We start from the raw sequence: 20,897 nt of genomic DNA on the forward strand, positions 1-20,897 counted from the left end.
CTCTATTAATTTATATTAATATCAAACATAGTTGACAATATTGAATTCGGTGCTTCACTATTCACAAAATGTACTTAACCGTTATTATTTTCAAGGGCATTAACTGCTATCTTAATTAATGCTTCTTCGATGAAATTATTACTATCATCTAACATGGATTTCAACAAGTTAATATCTTGTATTTTTATATTATACGGCAATGTCTTGGATACCTGTAATATCTCATATGGCAATATTAAATGTTCTGCACTTAATGCAGAAGCAATTGTTGCTACCGTTAAGTTAACATTTAATAAGTGCGTTTTCTCCTGATCGTCGCTCGCAAACGGTGCTACCACGGGTATAATATTATTATCTGCAAAATTTAATAAAATTTCTGGATTAATAATAGGCTCGCTTAAAAAACCAATATTTATAACATCATGATTTACAATTTTTCGGTGAGATAGTTTTGATTTTTTTGCTTGCAGTAAATTAGCATCCTTACCTGAAATACCAACTGCATAACAACCTATACTACTTAACTTTGTTACTATAAGCTTGTTAACGTAACTGGATAAAATTTCCATAATAATAGGATTATTTAGAGAACTATAGTCGCTTATTTTACTAATTTTTTGACTAAAATTTTCATCTATTTGTGATATTAAAGACGAACTTCGTAAATCAATATGATCATGTACTATATATATTTTAGCACCGCACATCTCAAGCAATCTAACAGATTCAATAAAAGTCGTAAATAATTTATCATCAATAATAATAGTAGCAGATAATTTTAGAACTATTGCTTGATTCTTCAACTCACTACTACACTTTATTATAATTCTTAATTATAGCAATGTTATTTAATGAAGAAATACTATCTACCTCTTTATTTTTGAGGTTTGATGCATTTTGCCAAACTAGCTTTAAGTTCTCTTGCACCTTCTTTAATCCTACTACTTACATACATAACATTACATGAGTAGTTTAAAGTTGCAAGAAAATTCTGTGCTTCATCGTTAAGGTTTTTATGATCCGTAACTTTATCGGATTTTGTGAAAATAATTTGAAATTCTCTTTTATTTGCAAGTAATAGATCAGCTACTTTCTTATCATTTTCTTTTATACCCCTTCTTGAATCAATCAATAAGTTAACTAACCTTAAATTATAACTATTTCGTAAATAATAACTAATTAACACTCCCCACTGCTCTTTGACTGATATAGGAACATTAGCAAAACCATAACCGGGAAGGTCAACTATAATAAGTTTATCTGCAAGGTTAAAGAAATTGATTTGCCTAGTACGCCCTGGAGTATTAGAAACTTTAGCAAGATTTTTATTATTACATATCGTGTTTATTAGGCTTGATTTGCCGACATTTGACTTACCAACAAAAGCAATTTCCGGTAATGAAAAATTGGGGATTTGATTTATATTCATAGCACCGGCTACAAATTTAGCTTGATGACGAAAAAGCTTACTGCCATCAGTTGATTTTGTAGGCACTATTTTCTGAGTAGCCATAATTTGCTTTCGTATTGGATGTAATTAGGCATTGCCCGCGTGAATACCACGCAATAATACCTTCTCGCAATGATAGGAAAACCAAACCATGCAACAACACTGAGTTAGGAATGGTATCAGCAGACTTCAATAACGCTATAAGTGAGCTAGGCATAACATTAAAAAATATGGTAGCGGGGGCTGGATTTGAACCAACGACCTTCAGGTTATGAGCCTGACGAGCTACCGAGCTGCTCCACCCCGCAATAATTGAGAATTGACAATTTATCTGTGTTATATTTTGACTTAGTCCAATACTACGTGAATATTGTTAGTGTCACTCTTGCGTAGACACCGAGTAGTCTTAGACTGCACGGCAATTCAGAATTGTTTACTGGATTGCTTCACCAATTGCTATACAATTCCCTTGCAATGACGATGAAACCGATCCACGCAACAATGCCTGCTCGCAATGACAATTTGTTATCCACAAACAAAGCCTAGCTAGCTTCTTTCTTACTACCGAAAGAAAGACCTGAGAACCTTTTATTGAAATCACTAACACTTTTGTTCGATTGATTTACTACATTTCCGAAATCTTTATTCCATGCCGGATGCTTTCTAAAATCAACATCCATTAAAATTTCACCTGTAGGATGAGTAGACATTGTTTCAAAAACATCGCTTCCTACTTTAATCAAAAACTTTTTATATTCTGGATGTATACCGCTTTTCATAATGATTTTGCCGTTTTAGTCTGAATTATTTTTTGCTTAATAGCTCTAGCGTTACTTGATAAAACATTATCATCGGCTTTTAGAATATATGCATCAAAACCCCCGGCTTTTTCCACTGAACTAATACATCTAGCATTGACCGATAATCTATATTTCCCGGCTGTTATATCACTTGTAAACTTAACCGATCTTAGATTAGGTTCAAAACGTCTTCTAGTTTTACGCTGAGAATGTGATACATTGTTGCCGTATAAAACACCCACACCTGTGAGTTCGCACTTACGAGACATAAGCTAAATACCTTAAAACTTATAAAATATACTTCAAGTAAATGAAGAGTCATATACGAAGATCAACTTCAAAAAGAGCTAAAGTTTACAAGCCGAGGAGCGGAGCGTATACTTAATACGTGAGCACCACAGATCTTGTTGTAGAACGACATAGCCAATTTTGAAGTTCACCGAGTATATGAGTATATACAATAGATAAAAGATATAAAGCAATACTCCCCTAGTGTCAAGAGATAATTATTTTGTAGCTAAGTATTAGCTAATGCTTGATTTTTATTAAATAACAGAGTTTTATATAAAAATATAAATTAATTAAACTATTATAAATCTATGCTTATTAATGGGAAGCCAGTTCAAGGTAATATCACCGGACTAATTAAAAAATTAGGAGAGTTGCCTTCAAGTTTTCCTGAATATATTAGTAATCTTACTCCAAAACCATTAAGTACAAAGGAGCAAATTGATCATAATCAAGCAGCTTTTTTGTATAATGAAGGATTAAAATTATATAGCAAAGGCAATCATCTTGTTGCTCTTAAACGACTACAACAAGCTGAACAAATTGCTATAGGTCAAACTGACAGTAATTTTCTTTCCTATATTAATACTATGATAGGACGAACAGCTGGGAATGTTTGATAATGCTATTCAAAAATTTCAAGATAGCATAGAGAATTCTTTTGAAGCAAAGCAATATTATAATGTAGAAAATGCATACAAAGAATTAGTCACTGCACATCAACAACAAGGAACATTAGATAAATTTATTAAAAAGCAAGAAGCAATTTTAATAAAAAGCCAAGCTAACAATGGACCAAGCTAAAGAATTAATGGCAAGCTTAGCTTTAGGAACTGCTTATAAAACTCAAAACCGTAAAGAAAATTCACAATATAGCGCAGTATGCATATGCTTACTCGTTACAGCAAGGTATAGTTGATTATGAAGCTGTTCGTGTGGAACAGCATAAAGTTGGTTTTCTGATAAAAGATAGGCACTGATAACATTCAACAATGTGTTGCTGTAATTTTACATGATCCATTAACTAAAAAAACTGCATTAGCCCATGTTGACAGATTTATTGATGCTAGTTCTTTAACACATGATGTAATAAGTAACTTTCCTCCTAATACTAAATTAGAAGCTTATTTAGTAGGAGGGTGTGATAGATCTGCAGTATCAATTGCGGTATCAGATGGTAATATTCATAAAGTAACACAAGAATTAAATAACCATTCTAACGTAAATATAAAATCTACAGATATAGAAGACAAGGGAGCTCCATCAGAAATTATATTTGATCCAATAACAGGTAACTGTTCCGGGTAGAGAGGATAAAACAACCGCTGCTAGACAAGTACATTTAAGTATAGGGAGTAATACTCCTGCACTTTATAAAGCTTTTGATTTAACTAAAAATATACCTAATCGCTCTTTAAATGAAATCCAACAAAAACATATTATTCAGCAATACTTATTAGGATCTAATCAAAATCCTAATTCTATGGACACATGGCAATCTAATCAAATATCAAGACCACTTACTAAAGTAGCAGAGGAAATTCAAAAAACTAATTCAACATTAGTAAAAAATGTAGTAACTACAAATATTAGTAATCGAGTTCACGAATTGAATCTAAATGATCAAGAACAAACAAAAATTGTAAATAATTTAATAGCTAAAACTGATTATTTATTATCTAACAATTTAAATCCGTTGGAAAGTGTACGTTCAGAAATTAATAAAACATTAGCACTCACTCATTCTACCTATCAACAAGATAGTAATATTAAAAAATCCTGGATACAAAAAAGTGTACAAAAAATAAAAGATTTGTTCATAAATATTTTTAGTAGTAATAAAACAAAAAATGAACCAAAATTAAACTTAACAAGTGATAAGATATTAAAAAAATATAGGTACTAAGACAAAAATAGCTGCACCTAGCTATACTCTTCGCAATAAAAATATTGCTTTACACAAAAATAATCAACAAAGTAAATAAACTATGCAAATTGAAATTAACTCACAAGAATATAAAATTTTTGATGTAAATGATGATTTAGTAATTTATACTAAAGATTTAAATGCAGAGATTGCCTGTAGTTTCTTTTCCGTAAAATTAAATAAAATAGCATTAGCTAGCAATATTAATTCACAACAGTTAGAGCAATTAATTACTGACTTTAATCATAATGAATTGATAGAACAAGATTTAATAAAAGTACGAATAATTGGAGGTAATGATTCGCCTGAATCATCTTACTTGGGAGATACTATTTTAAATGGTATTGATAATAATACTAATATGATTAATATAATAGGTTTAGATGCATGTAAAAATCCAATTCTTTTGAATTAGATGGCTATCACGGGGGGGGGGGTTAGAGCTTTAGATTAATTGTAGAATATTAAATTGATACTATTAGAAGAGAAAATAGCTGAGGTGTGAGGCGTCACTAATAGCAATATTTATCTTTATGGTCCATTTTAATTTAGTGAAGAAATAAAGATAGGTAAGATGTATTTATACGTGAAATAGGCATAAGCCAAACCTAACATAGTACCGATATAAAATAACTATTCCAAGAATAATTACTATTTTTATTATATCATCTATCGTATAAGAGCTAGAATTTATAGCATAAACATTTAGATTTATACCTAGAAATATTATTATACATACTAAGTTCTTAAACATTTTATACCTCTATAGGCCCAGTAGTTAATCCATTTATAAATTGTTTTAAATAAGGATTATCACTATTACGCATTTCATCTGTACTACCGTACCATTTAATTTTTCCTTGATAAATCATAGCTACTTCTTTAGCTATTTTTGCGGCACTAATCATATCATGAGTTATAGTAATCGTAGTTGCCCCTAACTCTTCTTGAATTTTTATAATTAATTCGTTGATAACATTTGCCATGATAGGATCAAGCCCTGTGGTCGGTTCATCAAGAAATAAAATCGACGGTGTACTACAAATAGCCCTAGCAAGGGCTACTCTTTTTTGCATTCCTCCCGATAATTCAGCAGGGTAAAGCTCGAGTATTCTAGGAGATAAACCAACGGAATTAAGCTTTGCACCGGCAAGGTCGTTTTTTTCTTTCTTAGATAATTTTTTAGTCTCGAAAGTAATATTATCACGTATATTTAAGGAGTCAAATAATGCTCCGCCTTGGAATAAAAAACCTATGCTGTCCATAATCTCAAATTTTTGTTTACTTGAGATATCTTGGATTTCTACATTATCAATAAAAATTTTACCTTTATCAGGTTTAATCAATCCTACTATATTTTTAATTAGAACCGATTTGCCGCTACCGGAACTACCTAAAATAACTAATGAACTGCCCTTTTTTACATCCAAATCTATTCCGTCTAACACCTTATGATTAGCAAATGATTTATATAATGACCGAATTTTAATTTTAAATTCTTCTACACTCATGCATACTCCAAATAAACAACAAAACCAAATTTTCCAAATTAAACGAGTATACCTATACTTTAAAAAATAATTCGGTTATTAAATAATTACTGATTAAGATAAGGATAGAAGAATTCACTACTGCCAAGGTAGTTGCTCTTCCAACTCCCTTAGCCCCTTTACCTGAATAATAGCCGCTATAGCAACTTATTATAGAAATAATAAACCCAAAAACTCCCGCTTTAACAAGACCGGAAATTATGTCAATCGGTTCTAAATACTGAAAAGTACTGGTTAAATAAGCTGCACTATTAAAATCAAGTTTATATACCCCTACCAAATAACCGCCCATAACACCAATTATATCCCCGATTAAAACAAGACAAGGCATTGCAATAATAGCTGTTATTACTCTTGGAAAAACTAAATATTTAATAGGATCGGTAGATAAAGTATATAAAGCATCTACCTGCTCCGTTACTCTCATTGTGGCTATTTCGGCGGCGATTGATGCCCCAACTCTTCCCGCTACCATTAGTCCGGCTAAGACAGGTCCAAGCTCTCTAGTCAGCGACAATACTACTACCGTTGCAATAGAGCTTTCAGCTGAGAAACGGGAAAAACCGGTATAGCTCTGTAATGCCAGTACCGCCCCTGAGAAAAAAGTCGTCATCGCAACAACTGGAAGCGAGTGAAACCCGATAAATAATAATTGTCTGATGATTAAACTCAAATATAAAGGCGGTCTTATGATACTGCTAACGGCAGCAAAGCTAAATAGAGAAAAACTACCTACACTTTGTGCAAACTTTATAGTACGTTTACCGACCGAATTAGCTATATTTAATAACATTTGTATTTTTTCTCTTTAATTTAAGTACGCTATGTCATTTCTGCGAAAGCAGGAATCCAGTAACCTCTAATGTCATCCCGCGACTTGATCGTGGGATCCAGTCTTTTTTAATCTTTTTCTGGATATCGTGGTCAAGCCACGGTATGACACAGATATCTACCAGATATACTTTCTTTTATATCTACTACCAAGGTTAGTTAATACCTCATACCCGATAGTACCTATAATACTCGCTATTTTATCGGGCGTGCAATAATTTCCGATAATTTCCGCTTCCTGCCCTAGAAAAATCTCGGACGGTGGTAGATCGGTAACATCGATATTTATTAAATCCATCGATACTCGCCCTACTATAGGAACACTGCGACTGTTAATAAATACTTCGCCTTGATTGCTAAAATTACGACTAAACCCATCGGCATAACCAAGCGGTAACGTTGCAATGACACTATCACGCTTAGTTGTAAAAGTCATATTATAACCGATATGGCTATCTAGTGTCAAATTCTGTAAGTGAATTATAGGAGCTTTTAAGGTTACGGGATTCTTTGTTAAGGGATTAAGACCGTATAAGGCTGCCCCCGGTCTTGCTAAATCAAAATGGTAATCCTGTCCTAAAAATATGCCGCCGGAATTAGCAAGGCTGGCTTTGACGTTTGGGAAATATTGTAAATAAGCTTTAAATCTGTTTAATTGTTCTAGATTATAAGGATTATCGATTTCCTCGGATATAGCTAGATGGCTTATAATATATTGTAAATCTAGCCCTTTTAACAAATCACGATCATTAATTAGCTGCTCTATCTCATCAGAGCTTAGGCCAAGACGATTAATCCCCGTATTGAAATGTAAATAACAAGGCAATAATCGGTTTTGCAAATTACTAAATTTTTGCCAAATTTCTATTTGTTTTAAGTTATTTAGGACAGGTGTTAAATTATATTCTATCAGCTCTAAAGCATCATGTGCAAAAACGCCGTTAAGAACTAAAATATTAACATCTAATCCTAAAGCGTTGCGTAAATTCACTCCTTCTTCACTTGAGGCCACAAAAAAATGCCTACAATTTTCTTCTATTAAAGCTTTAGAAATTTGTACTGCTCCAAGACCGTAACCGTTAGCTTTAACGGCAGCACCGACTAATGAGGTTTTGCAAATATCTTGTAATAAAAAGTAATTATTTTTTATTGTAGATAGATTTATTTCTACAGTACACAAGCTCATAGTAGTATATTTATTAACTCTTTTACGATGATAGGCAATACAGGTATTATATGAAATTTTGTAGATAAGTCACTTGCTTCTATAGTATCTGTGATAAAAATATTGTCTATTAGACCTCTTGCATAACTTGCTTCTAAAGGTAATTTGTACGTCAATCCAGTACTCGCATCCTCACGTACTAGTGTGTACGCTGCGGCGCTGCGTTCCATGTTTCCTACAAATTCCTCTTTGTTAGCTTCGTTCTCTAAGAGGTCTAATATCGAATTTTTAGAACCGACAGAAAGCACTGCATGAGTTATAAAAGCACTAACCGATAAAGCCGAATGTTCTTTTAAAAATCTCGCTGCTTTTACGATTGTTTCTCCACTATCTATAATATCATCAATTAATATGCAATTTTTGCCCTCTACACTACCTGTTATTGATATCATCTCGCAATTATTATTTATATCCCTTGCTTTGTTTATATAAGCTGAATCTATATTTAGTAAATTACTAATTTTTTGCACTCGATTGATACTGCCTTTATCAGGTGCAACTATAACGAAATTGCTATAAGTTCTTAAAAACGGGATATATAAATTTATAGGTTCAAGATTAGAAACAGGAATATTAAAAAATTTCTCTATTTTATTGGAGTGTAAATCAATAATAATTGCATGGTTTACTCCGAGTTTCTCTAAAAAATCTGCTATTAACTTAGCAGGAATTATATTTTGAGAATTTATATTATCTTGCCTTGCATAACCAAAATAAGGCATTACTAAAATTATTCGATTTGCTCCCGCTTTTTTTGCTGCATCTACTAGTAAAAACAGCTCAATTAAGCGATCATTAACGGGTTTTGATGTGGATTGTACTATGATTATATCTTCATTATGAAATGACTTTTGAATTTCTACTTTTATTTCGGAATCATTAAAATAGGTAATTTTCGGCTCAATATATTTAATATTTAATGCTATAGCTAAACGCGTTGCGAGTAACTTATTACTACTGCCTGCTAAGATTTTCATGTGAGTGATTTATGTTGTTTAACGCTATTAGCGAGCGGGCTTTGTTGCGTGGATATCTAATCGTCATCGCGAGCAGTCGTAGACTGCGTGGCAATCTCATGCAATAATAACAAACTCCTGAGATTGCTTCGTCAATTGCTATGCAATGTCCTCGCAATGACGACTAGGTGTCTATGCAACAATACCTCCTCACAATGACGATTTAAGATGACAGTGAAATAAGCTTAAGAACGACTTGCTAATTTTTGTATTAGTGCCTCAAAGCCTTGATTTTTTAAAGTATCGGTAAACTCGTCTTGTTGAGCTCCAATAAGACTTACACCTTCCGTAATTATATCAGAAACTTTAAAAACATCTTTTCCGTTTCCTTTCATTTCACGTACAAGATATTCTACTTTAATAGGGTCTTGCTCTTTATTACTAATGATATTCATAGCAACCATAAAATCGGTCGAGCTTAAAGGACGAACTCCTACTATTTTAGGCTGTTTGCCTTTATAATCTTTTATTAAATCAGTATAAGATTTAGTAACATATTTAGAGTAAACTTTGATGAATTCCTGAACCTGCCCACCTGATAAAGTTTTTATCCCATTTCTGCCTAATGTATATTTAGCCATCCAATCAAAATCTAGGTTCTGAGACATTAACTCACGTGCTTTAGCAATTTTTACTCGCTCAGATACCTTACCATTGTTTAATATACTAGAAGCTTCATTTACTAAATTAGTAACGTAACTGTTCAAACCGGCAGGCACTTTTTCATTAGAATACGCGGAAAACGTCATAACTAATAAAAATAAACCTGTAATAATTTTTTGCATATAATCCTCTTTAAATTTCATTAATTCTTGGGTTTAGGACATTTAAAATTTTCAGGATATTGAACCGATGCTTCACGAGCACGATGTAATGCTGATTTAGTAGCCACATAAGGATCGGTAGAATTCTTCATCACATAATCACTAAACGGTAATACAACATATCGATCGTTTATTTTACTAACTGCTAGTACTCCTAAGTCAAAATCATTATGAGTGTAGTACATTAATGGATTAAGAGCATAACTAGTAATTACCGAATCCATCATATCTCTTGCGTTAGTACTACCGATTATCGGCAATACTAAATAAGGACCTGGAGCAACTCCATAATGTGCTAGGGTACTACCGAAAGTTTGACGATCAGACGGCAAACCTACTTTACCTGCCACGTCAAATAAACCGCCTATGCCAAGCGTCGTGTTAATGAGAAACCGCCAAACGCTTTTCATAGTTTTATCGTAATTTAACTGAAGCCCGTAATTTACCGCCGTAAGCGGTGTATCGACATTACTGACGAAACTATTAATGCGTGCTTTTACGTAATCATTCGTGATGTTCTTATAACCTATTGCTAAAGGACGCAATATTATATAATCTAACACAGAATTAAATACAAACACTTTACGGTTAAATTTTTCGTATGGATCATAAACTTCTAAGCAACCGTTTTCATTTCTTCCACCATTATAGTTATATATGTCATTATCAACATACTCAAGATCAGCTCTTATCGATAATGAACATAAAATAATGGATAATATAATTAATATTCTCATTGATTTATGCTGTTTTCTTACAAACAATAATACTATATTTATTGTTTTCCGCTAGTATTATTTCTTCCGAAGTTAATATAGTAAAATTATTTTTTTGTAAAAAATTATTTATTTCATTCAAGTTAAAAATAAATTCTTTGCGTTTTACTGAAAATTGTGTCTTCGTCGCATTCGGTAAACAAAGGGCAAAATACCCTTGTTTATTAAGAGATGAGTATATTATATTAAAATATTCTATTAGATTGTTAGTAAACGATAATCCACAAAAACTAAAAATAATATCAAATTTATTAGAGTTTTGTTTTAAAAATTCATCGATAGCAATATTATATATTTGATCGTAAATTTTAGTGTTCGGGTAATATGTTTCTTGTAACTCATTCATTAAAGCAGAAACTTCTACACCGGTTAAAGTAAAACTTTCCGGAAAACGTTTTTGTATTTCATAACCTACAAGCCCTATATTACTTCCAAGTTCCAAAATAGAGTAATTATCCGGTAAATCAGATATCTGCTTAAGTGCTTCATTAACAAACCTATACGGAATATGGAGATTTTTATCGTTATTAAAAATAGTAGGATAATATTGTGCAGTTAAATCACGATATTTTCCACAAATTTCTTGAGGTATTTCAGTAATATCCTTATAATTTTTCAAAAAATTTATAAATATAGGTTTATATTTTTCATTAGATTTTTCTAAATATTCTATAGCTTGCCTGTAATTATTTTTTAAAAAATAAACCCATCCGAGTTGATAATATACTTTAGAATCATTAGGATTAAAAAATTTATCGACTAGTTTAAACCTAAGTAATGCATCATTTAAATTACCTCTATATAAATGATCGAGTCCAAGTTGATAATTAGTTTCAGCTAAATGAGAGAATTTATATTTACAATCACTTATATAATTTTTAAATTCTAAAATTTTATTCTTAATAAAATTTGGCATATTTATTATAGTTAAGCAATAATGTTTGATTTTGTCTTTTATTTTACCGAGCATAGTTTAATTACTAAATTAATATTACTTACTATTAATAAAGCATATCTTGATAAATTTTTAAATAAAATAATAATTTTACTTGTAAATTAATGGAATTGAAGCTAGGATGTACATGTTATATGTACATTAGTAGGTAGCTCATGAACTCAATTAGCGGCACTTCATTTAGAAAAAACTTAAGCTCTGTACTAAATACCGTAGAAAACGATCATGTCCCTTATCTTATTAAAAGAAAGAATCATAAGAATATTATTCTTTTAACAGAAGAAGAATATGAATCTACAAAAGAAACATTATATTTATTATCTAATCCGGCTAATGCGAATCGAATAAAAAAATCTATCGAACAAGCAAAAAGAGGAGAGTTTGCTAAAGTTAATTTAGATGATTGAGATTGAGTGGACACTAGAAGCAGCGGAGGATTTAGCGTGTTGGAAAAAATATGATATTAAAAAATATGAACGTATTAAACTTCTAATAAAAAATATCCAAGAAGCACCGTTTATAGGTATAGGTAAACCCGAAGCTTTAAAACATATATTATCAGGTTTATGGTCACGTAGAATTAACCACGAACATAGACTAATATATTCTGTCAATACTAAACAAATTATAATATATAATTGTAGATTTCATTATAAAAATTAATATTTATTTCTTGAAATTACCGATTTTACTATAGCTTTCATTTAATACGGACTCAAATTATGTCAATTATTTCTACTAGGCTAAGTTCGATAAAACCGTCGCCGACCCTTGCAGTCGTTAAACAAACTCTTAAACTTAAAAAAGCGGGAGTTGATATTATCACACTCGGTGCCGGTGAGCCTGATTTTGATACGCCTGACAATATTAAGGAAGCGGCGATTAAAGCGATTAAAGACGGCTTTACTAAATATACTAACGTTGAGGGTATGCCTCTTTTAAAACAAGCAATAAAAGACAAATTCAAACGTGAAAATAATATAGATTATGAACTTGATGAAATAATAGTAAGCACCGGCGGTAAGCAAGTTATATATAATTTGTTTATGGCATCTTTAGACCAAGGGGATGAGGTAATTATTCCAGCACCCTATTGGGTTTCATATCCTGATATGGTTGCACTTAGCACAGGAACACCTGTTTTTGTAAATTGTGGAATTGAAAATAACTTTAAATTAAGTGCAGAAGCTTTAGAACGTTCAATTACGGATAAAACTAAGTGGTTTATTATTAACTCACCTAGTAATCCAACAGGTGCAAGCTATAATTTTGAAGAACTAGAAAATATTGCTAAAGTTTTAAGAAAATATTCACATGTAAACGTAATGTCCGATGATATTTACGAGCATATTACTTTTGATGATTCTAAATTTTATACATTAGCTCAAATAGCACCTGATTTAAAAAAGAGAATATTTACCGTAAACGGAGTATCTAAAGCTTATTCTATGACGGGTTGGCGTATAGGCTACGGTGCAGGCTCTAAAGCTTTGATTAAAGCAATGACTATTATTCAGTCGCAAAGTACTTCAAACCCTTGTTCAATAAGTCAAATGGCTGCTATTGAAGCATTAAACGGTCCTCAAGATTATATAAAGCCTAATGCTTTAAATTGTCAAAAAAAGCGTGATCTTGCTTTATCAATTTTGAAAAGAGTAAAATATTTTGAGTGCTATAAGCCGGAAGGGGCGTTTTACTTATTTGTTAAATGCGATAAAATATTTGGGCATAAAACTAAATCAGGAAAAATTATTGCAAATAGTAATGATTTTGCCGAATATTTACTTGAAGAAGCAAAAGTTGCAGTAGTACCCGGTATCGCTTTCGGCTTAGAGGGGTATTTTAGAATCTCTTATGCTACTTCTATGGAAGAGCTAGAAGAAGCTTGTATTAGAATTGAGAGAACAATTGATGTCATTCCTGCTTAAGGCTTTGCATGGATACCAAATCGTCATTGCGAGCAGCCATAGGCTGCGTGACAATCTCGTCAAATATCTTGAGATTGCTTCGTCACTTATTTCGTAATTTCCTCGCAATGACGGAAAAGTTAAAAAGCCACCTAAACCAACAAAAAAATAATGTGGAAAGTTTTTAAAAAATTTTTAAAAAATAATAAATACGTACTTAGTATAATTACTATTTTACTATATTGGTATTTGTGTTTTGTTTACTTTACTTCAAAGCAGAAATTTATATTTTACGATAACGGCAATAAGGAAAAATTCCTAAACGAACAAGGGGTCATCTTTGCATTTTGGCATAATATGCTTGCCTTAAGTCCGGCTATGTTTATAGGACATAGAAATATCTATGCTTTAATATCGCCGCATTTAGACGGAAAAATTTTAAACGATCTAGTAGGAAAATTCGGTTGCAGAGTGATAGTAGGTTCTACTAATAAAAATCCAATTGGAGCTTTACGTAATATTATAGGTAAGTTATCTCAAGGTGCAAATATAATAGTCACGCCGGACGGTCCTAAAGGACCGGTATATAAAGTAAATAGCAGCATTACCGAAATTGCCTATAAATATAACACAAAACTTATTCCTATAGTCAGCTCCACTTCTAGATGTTTCAGATTAAAAAGTTGGGATAAATTAATAATACCCCTACCGTTTGGTACCATTAAAATCATAGTTGGTGCGCCTTTAGAACTCACAAATGATAAAATACAAAACCATATAAGCCTTGAAAAACAATTAGCAAGCTTAACAGAGCGTTTAAAGAAATGATGTTATTATATTATGCTTTAAGCTTTATATTATTACCTGTTTATTTTATCATAATTCTTATACGTTTATTAATAGGTAAAGAAGATATAAGACGCATCCAAGAGCGTTTTGCTATTGGCAAACACAGACAAGACGATTCATTAGACTTCGTGCAAATGTCCGCTAATAAAGAGGCATTTAAAGGAGACACTTCACTGCGAACCACAGCGTACACACTAGTACGTGAGGATGAAGGGTTAGGATCGACGTATAAATTACCTTTAGAAGCAAGTTATGCACGAAGGCTGATATGGATTCATGCAGCAAGCGTTGGCGAGTCTATGGCAGCTTTAACATTAATACATAATATAAGTAAACGCTACCCTGACGTTCGTTTTCTAGTAACTTCTTGGACTAACAGCTCTGCTAAAATATTAACTGCCAAATTACCTAAAATAGCAGTTCAGCAATTTTTACCGATAGATAATATTATTTTTACTCGAAAATTTTTAAGAAATTGGCAACCTGATTTAGGCATTTTTATAGAATCGGAACTATGGCCGTGTACTATTAATGAGGGCGCAAAGCAGTGTAAATTACTACTAGTTAATGCTCGTATTTCTGATAAATCGTTTAAAGCTTGGCTAAAAAGAAAAAGCTTTTTTCAGCTTATTCTTAAAAATTTCAGTAAAATTATCGTGCAAAGTGAGTGTGACTTACAAAAATTCAATGAACTTGGCGTATCAGATGCAGTGAATTTAGGCAATATTAAATTTGCCAACGAAAAACTTCCGGTCAATCAAGAAGCGTTATCAAAATTAAGCTTATATTTAGACAATAGGCGAGTCGTGCTATTTGCCAGCACTCACCCCGAAGATGAAGAGGTGATTTTGCCTATAATCAAAAACCTAAAAGAGCAGTTTTTAGACTGCTATATTATCTTAATTCCAAGACATCCTGAGCGAGTTAAATCAATTATCGATAATTGTAAGTCACATAATTTATCCGCTACCGCTAAGTCGCAAAATGATTTACCTGTTTTAAGCGATGATCTTTATATAGTTGATAGGTTCGGCGAAATGGGACTATTTTTTTCTGTAGCTACAATTTCTTTTATCGGTGGTTCTTTTAAACAAGGCGGGCATAATATTTTAGAAGCGGCATATTTCTCTAATTGTATTATATTCGGTCCCGATATGAGCAAAAACACCGATATCGCTAAAGGCGTACTGCAAAATGAATCAGCTATCCAAATCAAAAACGGTGAAGATTTACTAACCAAACTAACATATCTACTCAGGTCTAATAATTCTCTAGAACTTAAAGCTTACCGCGGAAATGCTTTAAAATTTGTTAAGGACAACCAAAAAGTCCTAGATGAATATTTAAAAGTAATTACGAAGTTTCTTTGATAGAATTTAACTAAAAACTCTTATAAAAGCTCTATAGTAAATTCAGGATCTACGTGACTGATTTCTATACTTCCATTATTTTCTTATTATAATACCCACTACTTATAGGCAAAGAACATAATTCACCTTTATAAACGGTTAAGGCTGGATACCATTGGTTATGAAAAATTATAGGTGGGTTTGGCAACGATAACTTATTTAATTTTCCGTCTCTACCGTAATGTATCTTTAAACAAGCAGGATCTGCTTTAGGCATGTTTGCCCCATCAGAATATTTTAAAATTAGCGAAATATCAAAAGTTTCTCCCGTATCTTCTGTAGTATCAGGGACAATCATGTTTCTAAATTCTTTAATCTTAACTATACGCTTGTTATTTAATCTTAATGTTAAGGAAGCTTCAATTTTCTCTTCCAACTCAATACCGCACTTATAACCGTTTTCGGTTTTCAATTCTTTTTGAACAACTTTACGCTTAGTAGGTTCAGAAAATATAAATTTTTCCTTACCGTTGCTGTTAAAATCACTTCCTGGACCAACGACTTCTATTGTACCGGTTGTCACTTTATAAACGTTTGAAAGGGTTTTAGCTCCAATCTTTGCACTATCTACCAGTTTTTTCCGTATATTTTAGCCTTTTCTCTTTTAGAGGTAGGAGTATTAGGTGGAGTTTGCTCTAAAGGATCTACAGGATTAGTTGTCATCGACTGAGTGGGAGTACTCGTATTACCTTGAGACGCAGGATGCTTTGTTATATAAGTTATTTTACTTTCGGCATCAGTACCGAATACTGCTATTTGTCCACTTCCTATCTTATAGGCGTTTTCTATAATTTTACTTCCTGTGACGGTAACTTTTACTGCCCCTTCTACTGCTTTATAACATGCATAACCGGCACATACTATAATAACTCCAAGCAGTTCGGCATCATTATCACTATAATTAGCTTATCTCCTACGATACTCTTCGGCAGCATAAATTTGTGCAGCATATTCCTCTTTTGTCCTTGACATAAAATGCTCTTCATTTAAACTAATAATAATTAATGTAAGATTTTCTATTGTTAAGTCAATATAAATCTTTTATTATAAAGTAAAAAACCGAAAATTACTTATTAATAGATAGTTGATTGTAGTTAAAGAGATATTATAAATACGAGAATAAGCACTTATCCTAAATGCGCCTTTGTTTGTTTTGAAAAGGTGTGAGTGAGCATTCACGAGTTTTTTACTGTCACCTAGTTCAATTGACCACGGGAAGGTATTGTTGCGTGGATAGAAAAACGCACTCGGTGTCATACCGTAGTTTGACCGCGGTATTCATAAAAATAACTAGTATTAGTTGTTTTTATATTTTTACTAGATCCCGCGATCAAGTCACGGGATGACAGGGTGGAATTGTGTCTGCACAACAACTCATACTCGCAATGACGACTTGGTATCTATGCGGGAATAACATTGAAGCTATGAAACAAGCCCATTAACCTTGCGTAATGGCAGCTACTTCATCGGCAAAGTTTTTTTCTTCGTGTTCTATACCTTCACCAAGTGCGTATCTAATAAATTTGGCGATTTTAATTTCTGCACCGAGTTCTTTTTCAGCATTTTTAATTACTTCCGCAACGGTAAGTTTAGGCTCAAATAAGAAATTTTGCTGAAGCAATACAACTTCCGAGAAGAATTTACGTATTCTACCTTCTACCATTTTTTCTATAATATTATCAGGCTTTCCTTCTTCTTTAGATTTCTCAAAAAATACTTTTCTCTCACGTTCTACGAGTGCTTGATCCAAGCTTGAATCATCTATACTTTGTGGGTTATTTCCTGCTACATGAACAGCAATTTGTTTAGCTAAAGCTTCTAGTTTTGCTTTATCTTTTGCGTTAGACGCAAGACCTACTAATACGGAAATTTTTCCTAAATTTGGTACAACTTCATTATGCACGTACGAACCGATTGCTCCCTCAGATATCTCTAATATATCCATACGACGTAATGTTAAATTTTCACCGATTGTAGCGATATTTTCTATAATTTCTTCTTCAACTAATTTACCGCTTTGCATTTTAAATGTTTTTAGCGTGTCTATAGTTTTTGCAATTACTGCAAGATTTGCAATATCCTTAACTAGATCCTGAAACTGCTCATTTCGAGCAACAAAATCTGTTTCGGAATTTACTTCAATTACCACTCCGGTAAGCCCATCAACTTTTGCAGCCGTTAAACCTTCAGAAGCAATGCGTCCGGCTTTCTTTGCAGCAGCAGCTAAACCTTTCTTACGAAGAAAATCAATAGCTTCTTCAAAATTACCGCTGGTTTCTATTAATGCTTTTTTGCAGTCCATCATACCTGCACCGGTTTTGTCTCTTAATTCTTTAACCGCTGCAGCACTTATATTTATTTCACTCATACCTTACTTTCTCCTTAATTATTATATTTGGCTTGGGTTGTGGCTCGAAGAACGACCTCGGTGTCACCCCGTAGCTTGCTCCTAGGGTCCATAAAAACAATTTAAAATACTAATATTAGTATTTTAAGCTGGATCCCGCGGTCAAGTCGCGGGATGACAATGGAAAAGCCGATCCATGCAACAACACTTATGCATTATCAGAATTTTTATTTTTATCGGTATCATTTAATGCTTGCTCAAATTCGGTATTTATCTCTTCATCAATATTTTTCATTTTAGAGAATTTTTTAGCTTGTTTTAATTTAGAAACATTTTTAGAAGTTAACGCCTTATCTGTATGCTCTTGCATAGCACCCATATCAACTCCTGAAGCTTTCATTGATTCTTCAAGTCCTTGTAATGCCGCATCTGCAAATAAACTACAATAAAGTCTTATTGATCTTATAGAATCATCATTACCCGGAATCGGATAATCTACATTATCAGGATTAGAATTAGTATCAACTACTGCAACTATAGGCACATTAAGCTTTACCGCTTCATTAATTGCGATATGCTCTTTATTAGTGTCAATGACTACTAGAAGATCAGGTTTAGAATTAAGATTTCTAATACCGGCAAGAGATAGAAGTAATTTATCTTTCTTACGGCTCATATCGAGTATCTCTTTCTTAGTATAACCCATAAGTGCTTCTTCGTTTTCTAAGGTTTTGTCTAACTTATTTAGCTTTTCTATTGAACCCGCAATAGTTTTCCAGTTAGTTAGCATACCACCAAGCCATCTATGATTTACGTAATACTGCCCGCATTTTTCGGCATATTCCGCTATAATATCGCTTGCCTGTATTTTAGTACTTACAAATAATATTTTACCATCTTTTTTTACGGTTTCATATATTGCATTTAAAGCAACGCTCATTAAAGCGACACTTTGTCTTAAATCGATTATATGAACATCATCACGTTCACCATATATATAAGATGCCATTTTAGGATTCCAGCGTGAGGTCTTGTGACCGAAATGCACGCCCGCATCTAATAATTCTTTAATGTTAACAGATGGTATTTTTGACATTTTTAAATTCTCCTAATTGTTAGTTTATACCTCCGTAAGATGTCCATTCTAATGAACTAACATATATCTTACGTGTGAATTTTTTGCTTAAGTTTTGGATAATCGTCATTGCGAGCAACCGTAGGCTGCGTGGTAATCTCATCAAATATCCTGAGATTGCTTCGTCAATTATTACATAATTTCCTCGCAATGATGACTTATAAGCCTATAAATTATATACGCATATTGCGTAATTTACAAGCTTTTATTCTTTTCGCCAAATAGTAGTACCGTCAGGTTGATCTTCTAGAATTATTTTTTCCTCTAATAACTGGTTACGAATTTGATCGGCTAATAACCAATTTTTTTGTTTTTTTGCTTCCAAACGCTTATTTACAAGCTCATTTATATAGAGTTCATCCACACCGCTATTAAACCACTCGTGTGGAGTCTTATTCATTAAACCAATAAAATTAGCACAAGTAATAATAGCAGAGGCGTTAAGCTGCCTTTCTTCTTCAGTTTTAGAAATAAAAACACCTTTAGCGTAGTCATTAATTATTTTAACGGCAAGCGGCGTATTCATATCATCAAGTAAGCTTTGCATGAAATCATGAGGTAAATCTATTTTCTGCACATTAATATTTTCTATAGCTCTATACCAATAATCTAAAGTCTTCTTAGCATCTTCTATAGCTTTATCATTATAATCAAGAGGACGCCTATAGTGACTACTTAATAAAAATAACCTGACTACTTCTCCTTGAATTTGTTTATCTATTAAATCCCTTACGGTAATAAAATTACCAAGAGATTTACTCATTTTCTCACCGTTAACCGTTAGAAACCCATTATGTACCCAATATTTAGCATAGGTAGAACTTGGAAAAGCACATCTACTTTGAGCAATCTCATTGGTATGATGCGGAAAGATTAAATCTGCTCCGCCGCCGTGAATATCAAAATTCTCACCTAAATATTTGTAGCTCATAGCTGAACATTCAATATGCCATCCAGGGCGACCAAGTCCCCAGGGGCTTTCAAAATTCATATTTGCCGATTCATTTTGCTTTGCCGGTTTCCATAATACAAAATCTTGTGGATTTTTTTTGGTTTTACTATTTTCTACATGTACTCCCTCAAACATTTCTTCTAAATTTCGGTTAGATAATTCCGTATAATTTGGAGCTGATAAAACATCAAAATAAACATGATTATCAGCAATATATGCGTGCTCTTTTGCTATTAAGCGTTCTATTATTGCGATCATTACATCAATATGCTTTGTAGCTTTCGGCTCAATACTAGGTAGCATACAACCTAAATATGCCATATTTTTATGAAACTCTTTCGTAACTTTATCAGTCAACTCATCAATAGTAACACCAAGTAGTTCAGCTCTATCGATAATTTTATCGTCAACATCCGTAATGTTACGTACATATTTTACTGTCTTCTCACCGAATATTTTTATAACTATACGATAAAGTAAATCATATACTACTCCCGACCTACTATTGCCTATATGAGGATTATCATAAACAGTCGGTCCACATACATACATTTTTACGTTAGCTTGATCTTGAGGATTAAAAACCTCTTTAGTACGGCTAAGAGTGTTATATAAGTGAAATTGAGTTTGCATATTTTATTTACCAAAAACTGAAG

Annotated in this window: 22 protein-coding genes, 1 tRNA gene and 4 pseudogenes; 10 read left to right on the forward strand and 17 right to left on the reverse strand. The window is 32.5% G+C overall.

Annotated features, from left to right (window positions below; translation table 11 throughout):
• Positions 1-5: 5 nt before the first annotated feature.
• The 5 genes and pseudogenes from A3305_RS03580 to rpmB all read right to left on the reverse strand — a co-directional run bounded on the left by A3305_RS03580 (position 6) and on the right by rpmB (position 2,519).
• Positions 6-927, reverse strand: a pseudogene (locus A3305_RS03580) (acetylglutamate kinase).
• Positions 875-1,513 carry a ribosome biogenesis GTP-binding protein YihA/YsxC gene (gene yihA, locus A3305_RS03585; RefSeq protein ID WP_014391792.1) on the reverse strand — a complete coding sequence of 213 codons (639 nt, stop codon included), beginning with the start codon at positions 1,511-1,513 and terminating at the stop codon, positions 875-877. Before yihA ends, A3305_RS03580 begins: the two are co-directional and overlap by 53 nt.
• Before the next feature lie 168 nt (positions 1,514-1,681).
• Positions 1,682-1,758: transfer RNA gene (locus tag A3305_RS03590), tRNA-Met, on the reverse strand.
• Between the two features lie 234 nt (positions 1,759-1,992).
• Positions 1,993-2,229, reverse strand: a complete 237-nt coding sequence (rpmE, locus tag A3305_RS03595) for a 50S ribosomal protein L31 (RefSeq protein ID WP_014364392.1) — start codon at positions 2,227-2,229, stop codon at positions 1,993-1,995.
• Complete coding sequence (rpmB, locus tag A3305_RS03600; protein ID WP_014391793.1) at positions 2,226-2,519, reverse strand: 50S ribosomal protein L28; 294 nt, start codon at positions 2,517-2,519, stop codon at positions 2,226-2,228. The genes rpmE and rpmB overlap by 4 nt, the downstream gene beginning before the upstream one ends.
• 330 nt (positions 2,520-2,849) lie before the next feature.
• Between rpmB and A3305_RS09490 the strand changes: the two genes are divergently transcribed.
• The 5 genes and pseudogenes from A3305_RS09490 (at position 2,850) to A3305_RS11805 (ending at position 4,906) form a co-directional block, all read left to right on the forward strand.
• Positions 2,850-3,158 (forward strand): hypothetical protein, encoded by a 309-nt coding sequence (locus tag A3305_RS09490; protein ID WP_167884954.1) that lies wholly within the window; start codon positions 2,850-2,852, stop codon positions 3,156-3,158.
• Positions 3,151-3,342 carry a hypothetical protein gene (locus tag A3305_RS03605; protein ID WP_041860480.1) on the forward strand — a complete coding sequence of 64 codons (192 nt, stop codon included), beginning with the start codon at positions 3,151-3,153 and terminating at the stop codon, positions 3,340-3,342. Before A3305_RS09490 ends, A3305_RS03605 begins: the two co-directional genes overlap by 8 nt.
• A 7-nt stretch (positions 3,343-3,349) precedes the next feature.
• Positions 3,350-3,846, forward strand: a pseudogene (locus A3305_RS03610) (hypothetical protein).
• Between the two features lie 175 nt (positions 3,847-4,021).
• Positions 4,022-4,444, forward strand: coding sequence for a hypothetical protein (locus A3305_RS03615; RefSeq protein ID WP_014391794.1), 423 nt, complete (start codon positions 4,022-4,024; stop codon positions 4,442-4,444).
• Positions 4,445-4,718: 274 nt separating this feature from the next.
• A pseudogene (locus tag A3305_RS11805) lies at positions 4,719-4,906 on the forward strand (hypothetical protein).
• A gap of 102 nt (positions 4,907-5,008) precedes the next feature.
• Here the strand turns inward: A3305_RS11805 and A3305_RS03625 are convergent.
• From A3305_RS03625 to A3305_RS03665, 8 genes and pseudogenes are all read right to left on the reverse strand, one after another.
• Positions 5,009-5,219: pseudogene (locus A3305_RS03625) on the reverse strand (DUF5510 family protein).
• A gap of 1 nt (position 5,220) precedes the next feature.
• Positions 5,221-5,976: an ABC transporter ATP-binding protein gene (locus A3305_RS03630; protein ID WP_014391796.1), complete on the reverse strand. Its 756-nt coding sequence runs from the start codon at positions 5,974-5,976 to the stop codon at positions 5,221-5,223.
• Positions 5,977-6,028: 52 nt separating this feature from the next.
• The gene (locus A3305_RS03635) at positions 6,029-6,808 is read right to left on the reverse strand and encodes an MlaE family ABC transporter permease (protein ID WP_014391797.1); all 780 of its coding nucleotides are present in this window, start codon (positions 6,806-6,808) and stop codon (positions 6,029-6,031) included.
• A gap of 156 nt (positions 6,809-6,964) precedes the next feature.
• The gene (locus tag A3305_RS03640; protein WP_014391798.1) at positions 6,965-8,032 is read right to left on the reverse strand and encodes an alanine racemase; all 1,068 of its coding nucleotides are present in this window, start codon (positions 8,030-8,032) and stop codon (positions 6,965-6,967) included.
• Positions 8,029-9,048, reverse strand: coding sequence for a ribose-phosphate diphosphokinase (gene prs / locus A3305_RS03645; RefSeq protein WP_014391799.1), 1,020 nt, complete (start codon positions 9,046-9,048; stop codon positions 8,029-8,031). The genes A3305_RS03640 and prs overlap by 4 nt, the downstream gene beginning before the upstream one ends.
• Positions 9,049-9,272: 224 nt before the next feature.
• Positions 9,273-9,872: a phospholipid-binding protein MlaC gene (locus tag A3305_RS03655; RefSeq protein ID WP_014391800.1), complete on the reverse strand. Its 600-nt coding sequence runs from the start codon at positions 9,870-9,872 to the stop codon at positions 9,273-9,275.
• 20 nt (positions 9,873-9,892) lie between these two features.
• A complete protein-coding gene (locus A3305_RS03660; RefSeq protein ID WP_041860557.1) occupies positions 9,893-10,648 on the reverse strand; it encodes a VacJ family lipoprotein in 756 nt (251 codons plus the stop codon).
• A gap of 4 nt (positions 10,649-10,652) precedes the next feature.
• Entirely contained in the window at positions 10,653-11,657 is a 1,005-nt protein-coding gene (locus A3305_RS03665) for a methyltransferase domain-containing protein (RefSeq protein WP_014391802.1), read from the reverse strand.
• A gap of 140 nt (positions 11,658-11,797) precedes the next feature.
• Here A3305_RS03665 and A3305_RS03670 point away from each other — a divergent pair, with 140 nt between their 5' ends.
• The 5 genes from A3305_RS03670 (at position 11,798) to waaA (ending at position 15,768) form a co-directional block, all read left to right on the forward strand.
• Positions 11,798-12,049, forward strand: a complete 252-nt coding sequence (locus A3305_RS03670) for a type II toxin-antitoxin system Phd/YefM family antitoxin (RefSeq protein WP_014391803.1) — start codon at positions 11,798-11,800, stop codon at positions 12,047-12,049.
• Positions 12,042-12,305, forward strand: a complete 264-nt coding sequence (locus A3305_RS03675) for a Txe/YoeB family addiction module toxin (RefSeq protein WP_014391804.1) — start codon at positions 12,042-12,044, stop codon at positions 12,303-12,305. Before A3305_RS03670 ends, A3305_RS03675 begins: the two co-directional genes overlap by 8 nt.
• 59 nt (positions 12,306-12,364) lie before the next feature.
• Positions 12,365-13,570 (forward strand): pyridoxal phosphate-dependent aminotransferase, encoded by a 1,206-nt coding sequence (locus tag A3305_RS03680; RefSeq protein WP_014391805.1) that lies wholly within the window; start codon positions 12,365-12,367, stop codon positions 13,568-13,570.
• A 150-nt stretch (positions 13,571-13,720) separates the two neighbouring features.
• Entirely contained in the window at positions 13,721-14,377 is a 657-nt protein-coding gene (locus A3305_RS03685; RefSeq protein ID WP_014391806.1) for a lysophospholipid acyltransferase family protein, read from the forward strand.
• Complete coding sequence (waaA, locus tag A3305_RS03690) at positions 14,374-15,768, forward strand: lipid IV(A) 3-deoxy-D-manno-octulosonic acid transferase (protein ID WP_045799382.1); 1,395 nt, start codon at positions 14,374-14,376, stop codon at positions 15,766-15,768. The genes A3305_RS03685 and waaA overlap by 4 nt, the downstream gene beginning before the upstream one ends.
• Before the next feature lie 64 nt (positions 15,769-15,832).
• On the opposite strand, the gene A3305_RS03695 is transcribed toward waaA, so the two are convergent.
• The 4 genes from A3305_RS03695 to cysS all read right to left on the reverse strand — a co-directional run bounded on the left by A3305_RS03695 (position 15,833) and on the right by cysS (position 20,874).
• Positions 15,833-16,330: a Sca4 family protein gene (locus tag A3305_RS03695; RefSeq protein WP_045799383.1), complete on the reverse strand. Its 498-nt coding sequence runs from the start codon at positions 16,328-16,330 to the stop codon at positions 15,833-15,835.
• Positions 16,331-17,245: 915 nt separating this feature from the next.
• Positions 17,246-18,175 carry a translation elongation factor Ts gene (gene tsf, locus A3305_RS03705; protein WP_014391808.1) on the reverse strand — a complete coding sequence of 310 codons (930 nt, stop codon included), beginning with the start codon at positions 18,173-18,175 and terminating at the stop codon, positions 17,246-17,248.
• Positions 18,176-18,362: 187 nt separating this feature from the next.
• Complete coding sequence (gene rpsB / locus A3305_RS03710) at positions 18,363-19,250, reverse strand: 30S ribosomal protein S2 (RefSeq protein WP_014391809.1); 888 nt, start codon at positions 19,248-19,250, stop codon at positions 18,363-18,365.
• 244 nt (positions 19,251-19,494) lie between these two features.
• Positions 19,495-20,874, reverse strand: coding sequence for a cysteine--tRNA ligase (gene cysS, locus A3305_RS03715; protein ID WP_014391810.1), 1,380 nt, complete (start codon positions 20,872-20,874; stop codon positions 19,495-19,497).
• Positions 20,875-20,897: the final 23 nt, after the last annotated feature.

Origin of the sequence: Rickettsia amblyommatis, assembly GCF_002078335.1 — a bacterium.
GTDB classification, from domain to species: Bacteria; Pseudomonadota; Alphaproteobacteria; order Rickettsiales; family Rickettsiaceae; genus Rickettsia; species Rickettsia rickettsii.

Excerpts from the sequence above, each read along its gene's own strand:
- A3305_RS03660 (WP_041860557.1), bottom strand. The coding sequence starts at position 10,648 with ATGAGAATATTAATTATATTATCCATTATTTTATGTTCATTATCGATA.
- A3305_RS03615 (WP_014391794.1), top strand. The coding sequence starts at position 4,022 with ATGGACACATGGCAATCTAATCAAATATCAAGACCACTTACTAAAGTA.
- A3305_RS03665 (WP_014391802.1), bottom strand. The coding sequence starts at position 11,657 with ATGCTCGGTAAAATAAAAGACAAAATCAAACATTATTGCTTAACTATA.
- waaA (WP_045799382.1), top strand. The coding sequence starts at position 14,374 with ATGATGTTATTATATTATGCTTTAAGCTTTATATTATTACCTGTTTAT.
- A3305_RS03635 (WP_014391797.1), bottom strand. The coding sequence starts at position 6,808 with ATGTTATTAAATATAGCTAATTCGGTCGGTAAACGTACTATAAAGTTT.
- A3305_RS03630 (WP_014391796.1), bottom strand. The coding sequence starts at position 5,976 with ATGAGTGTAGAAGAATTTAAAATTAAAATTCGGTCATTATATAAATCA.
- A3305_RS03640 (WP_014391798.1), bottom strand. The coding sequence starts at position 8,032 with ATGAGCTTGTGTACTGTAGAAATAAATCTATCTACAATAAAAAATAAT.
- A3305_RS03685 (WP_014391806.1), top strand. The coding sequence starts at position 13,721 with ATGTGGAAAGTTTTTAAAAAATTTTTAAAAAATAATAAATACGTACTT.
- A3305_RS03605 (WP_041860480.1), top strand. The coding sequence starts at position 3,151 with ATGTTTGATAATGCTATTCAAAAATTTCAAGATAGCATAGAGAATTCT.
- cysS (WP_014391810.1), bottom strand. The coding sequence starts at position 20,874 with ATGCAAACTCAATTTCACTTATATAACACTCTTAGCCGTACTAAAGAG.
- rpmB (WP_014391793.1), bottom strand. The coding sequence starts at position 2,519 with ATGTCTCGTAAGTGCGAACTCACAGGTGTGGGTGTTTTATACGGCAAC.
- tsf (WP_014391808.1), bottom strand. The coding sequence starts at position 18,175 with ATGAGTGAAATAAATATAAGTGCTGCAGCGGTTAAAGAATTAAGAGAC.
- A3305_RS03655 (WP_014391800.1), bottom strand. The coding sequence starts at position 9,872 with ATGCAAAAAATTATTACAGGTTTATTTTTATTAGTTATGACGTTTTCC.
- A3305_RS09490 (WP_167884954.1), top strand. The coding sequence starts at position 2,850 with ATGCTTATTAATGGGAAGCCAGTTCAAGGTAATATCACCGGACTAATT.
- A3305_RS03680 (WP_014391805.1), top strand. The coding sequence starts at position 12,365 with ATGTCAATTATTTCTACTAGGCTAAGTTCGATAAAACCGTCGCCGACC.
- yihA (WP_014391792.1), bottom strand. The coding sequence starts at position 1,513 with ATGGCTACTCAGAAAATAGTGCCTACAAAATCAACTGATGGCAGTAAG.
- A3305_RS03670 (WP_014391803.1), top strand. The coding sequence starts at position 11,798 with ATGAACTCAATTAGCGGCACTTCATTTAGAAAAAACTTAAGCTCTGTA.
- A3305_RS03675 (WP_014391804.1), top strand. The coding sequence starts at position 12,042 with ATGATTGAGATTGAGTGGACACTAGAAGCAGCGGAGGATTTAGCGTGT.
- rpsB (WP_014391809.1), bottom strand. The coding sequence starts at position 19,250 with ATGTCAAAAATACCATCTGTTAACATTAAAGAATTATTAGATGCGGGC.
- prs (WP_014391799.1), bottom strand. The coding sequence starts at position 9,048 with ATGAAAATCTTAGCAGGCAGTAGTAATAAGTTACTCGCAACGCGTTTA.
- rpmE (WP_014364392.1), bottom strand. The coding sequence starts at position 2,229 with ATGAAAAGCGGTATACATCCAGAATATAAAAAGTTTTTGATTAAAGTA.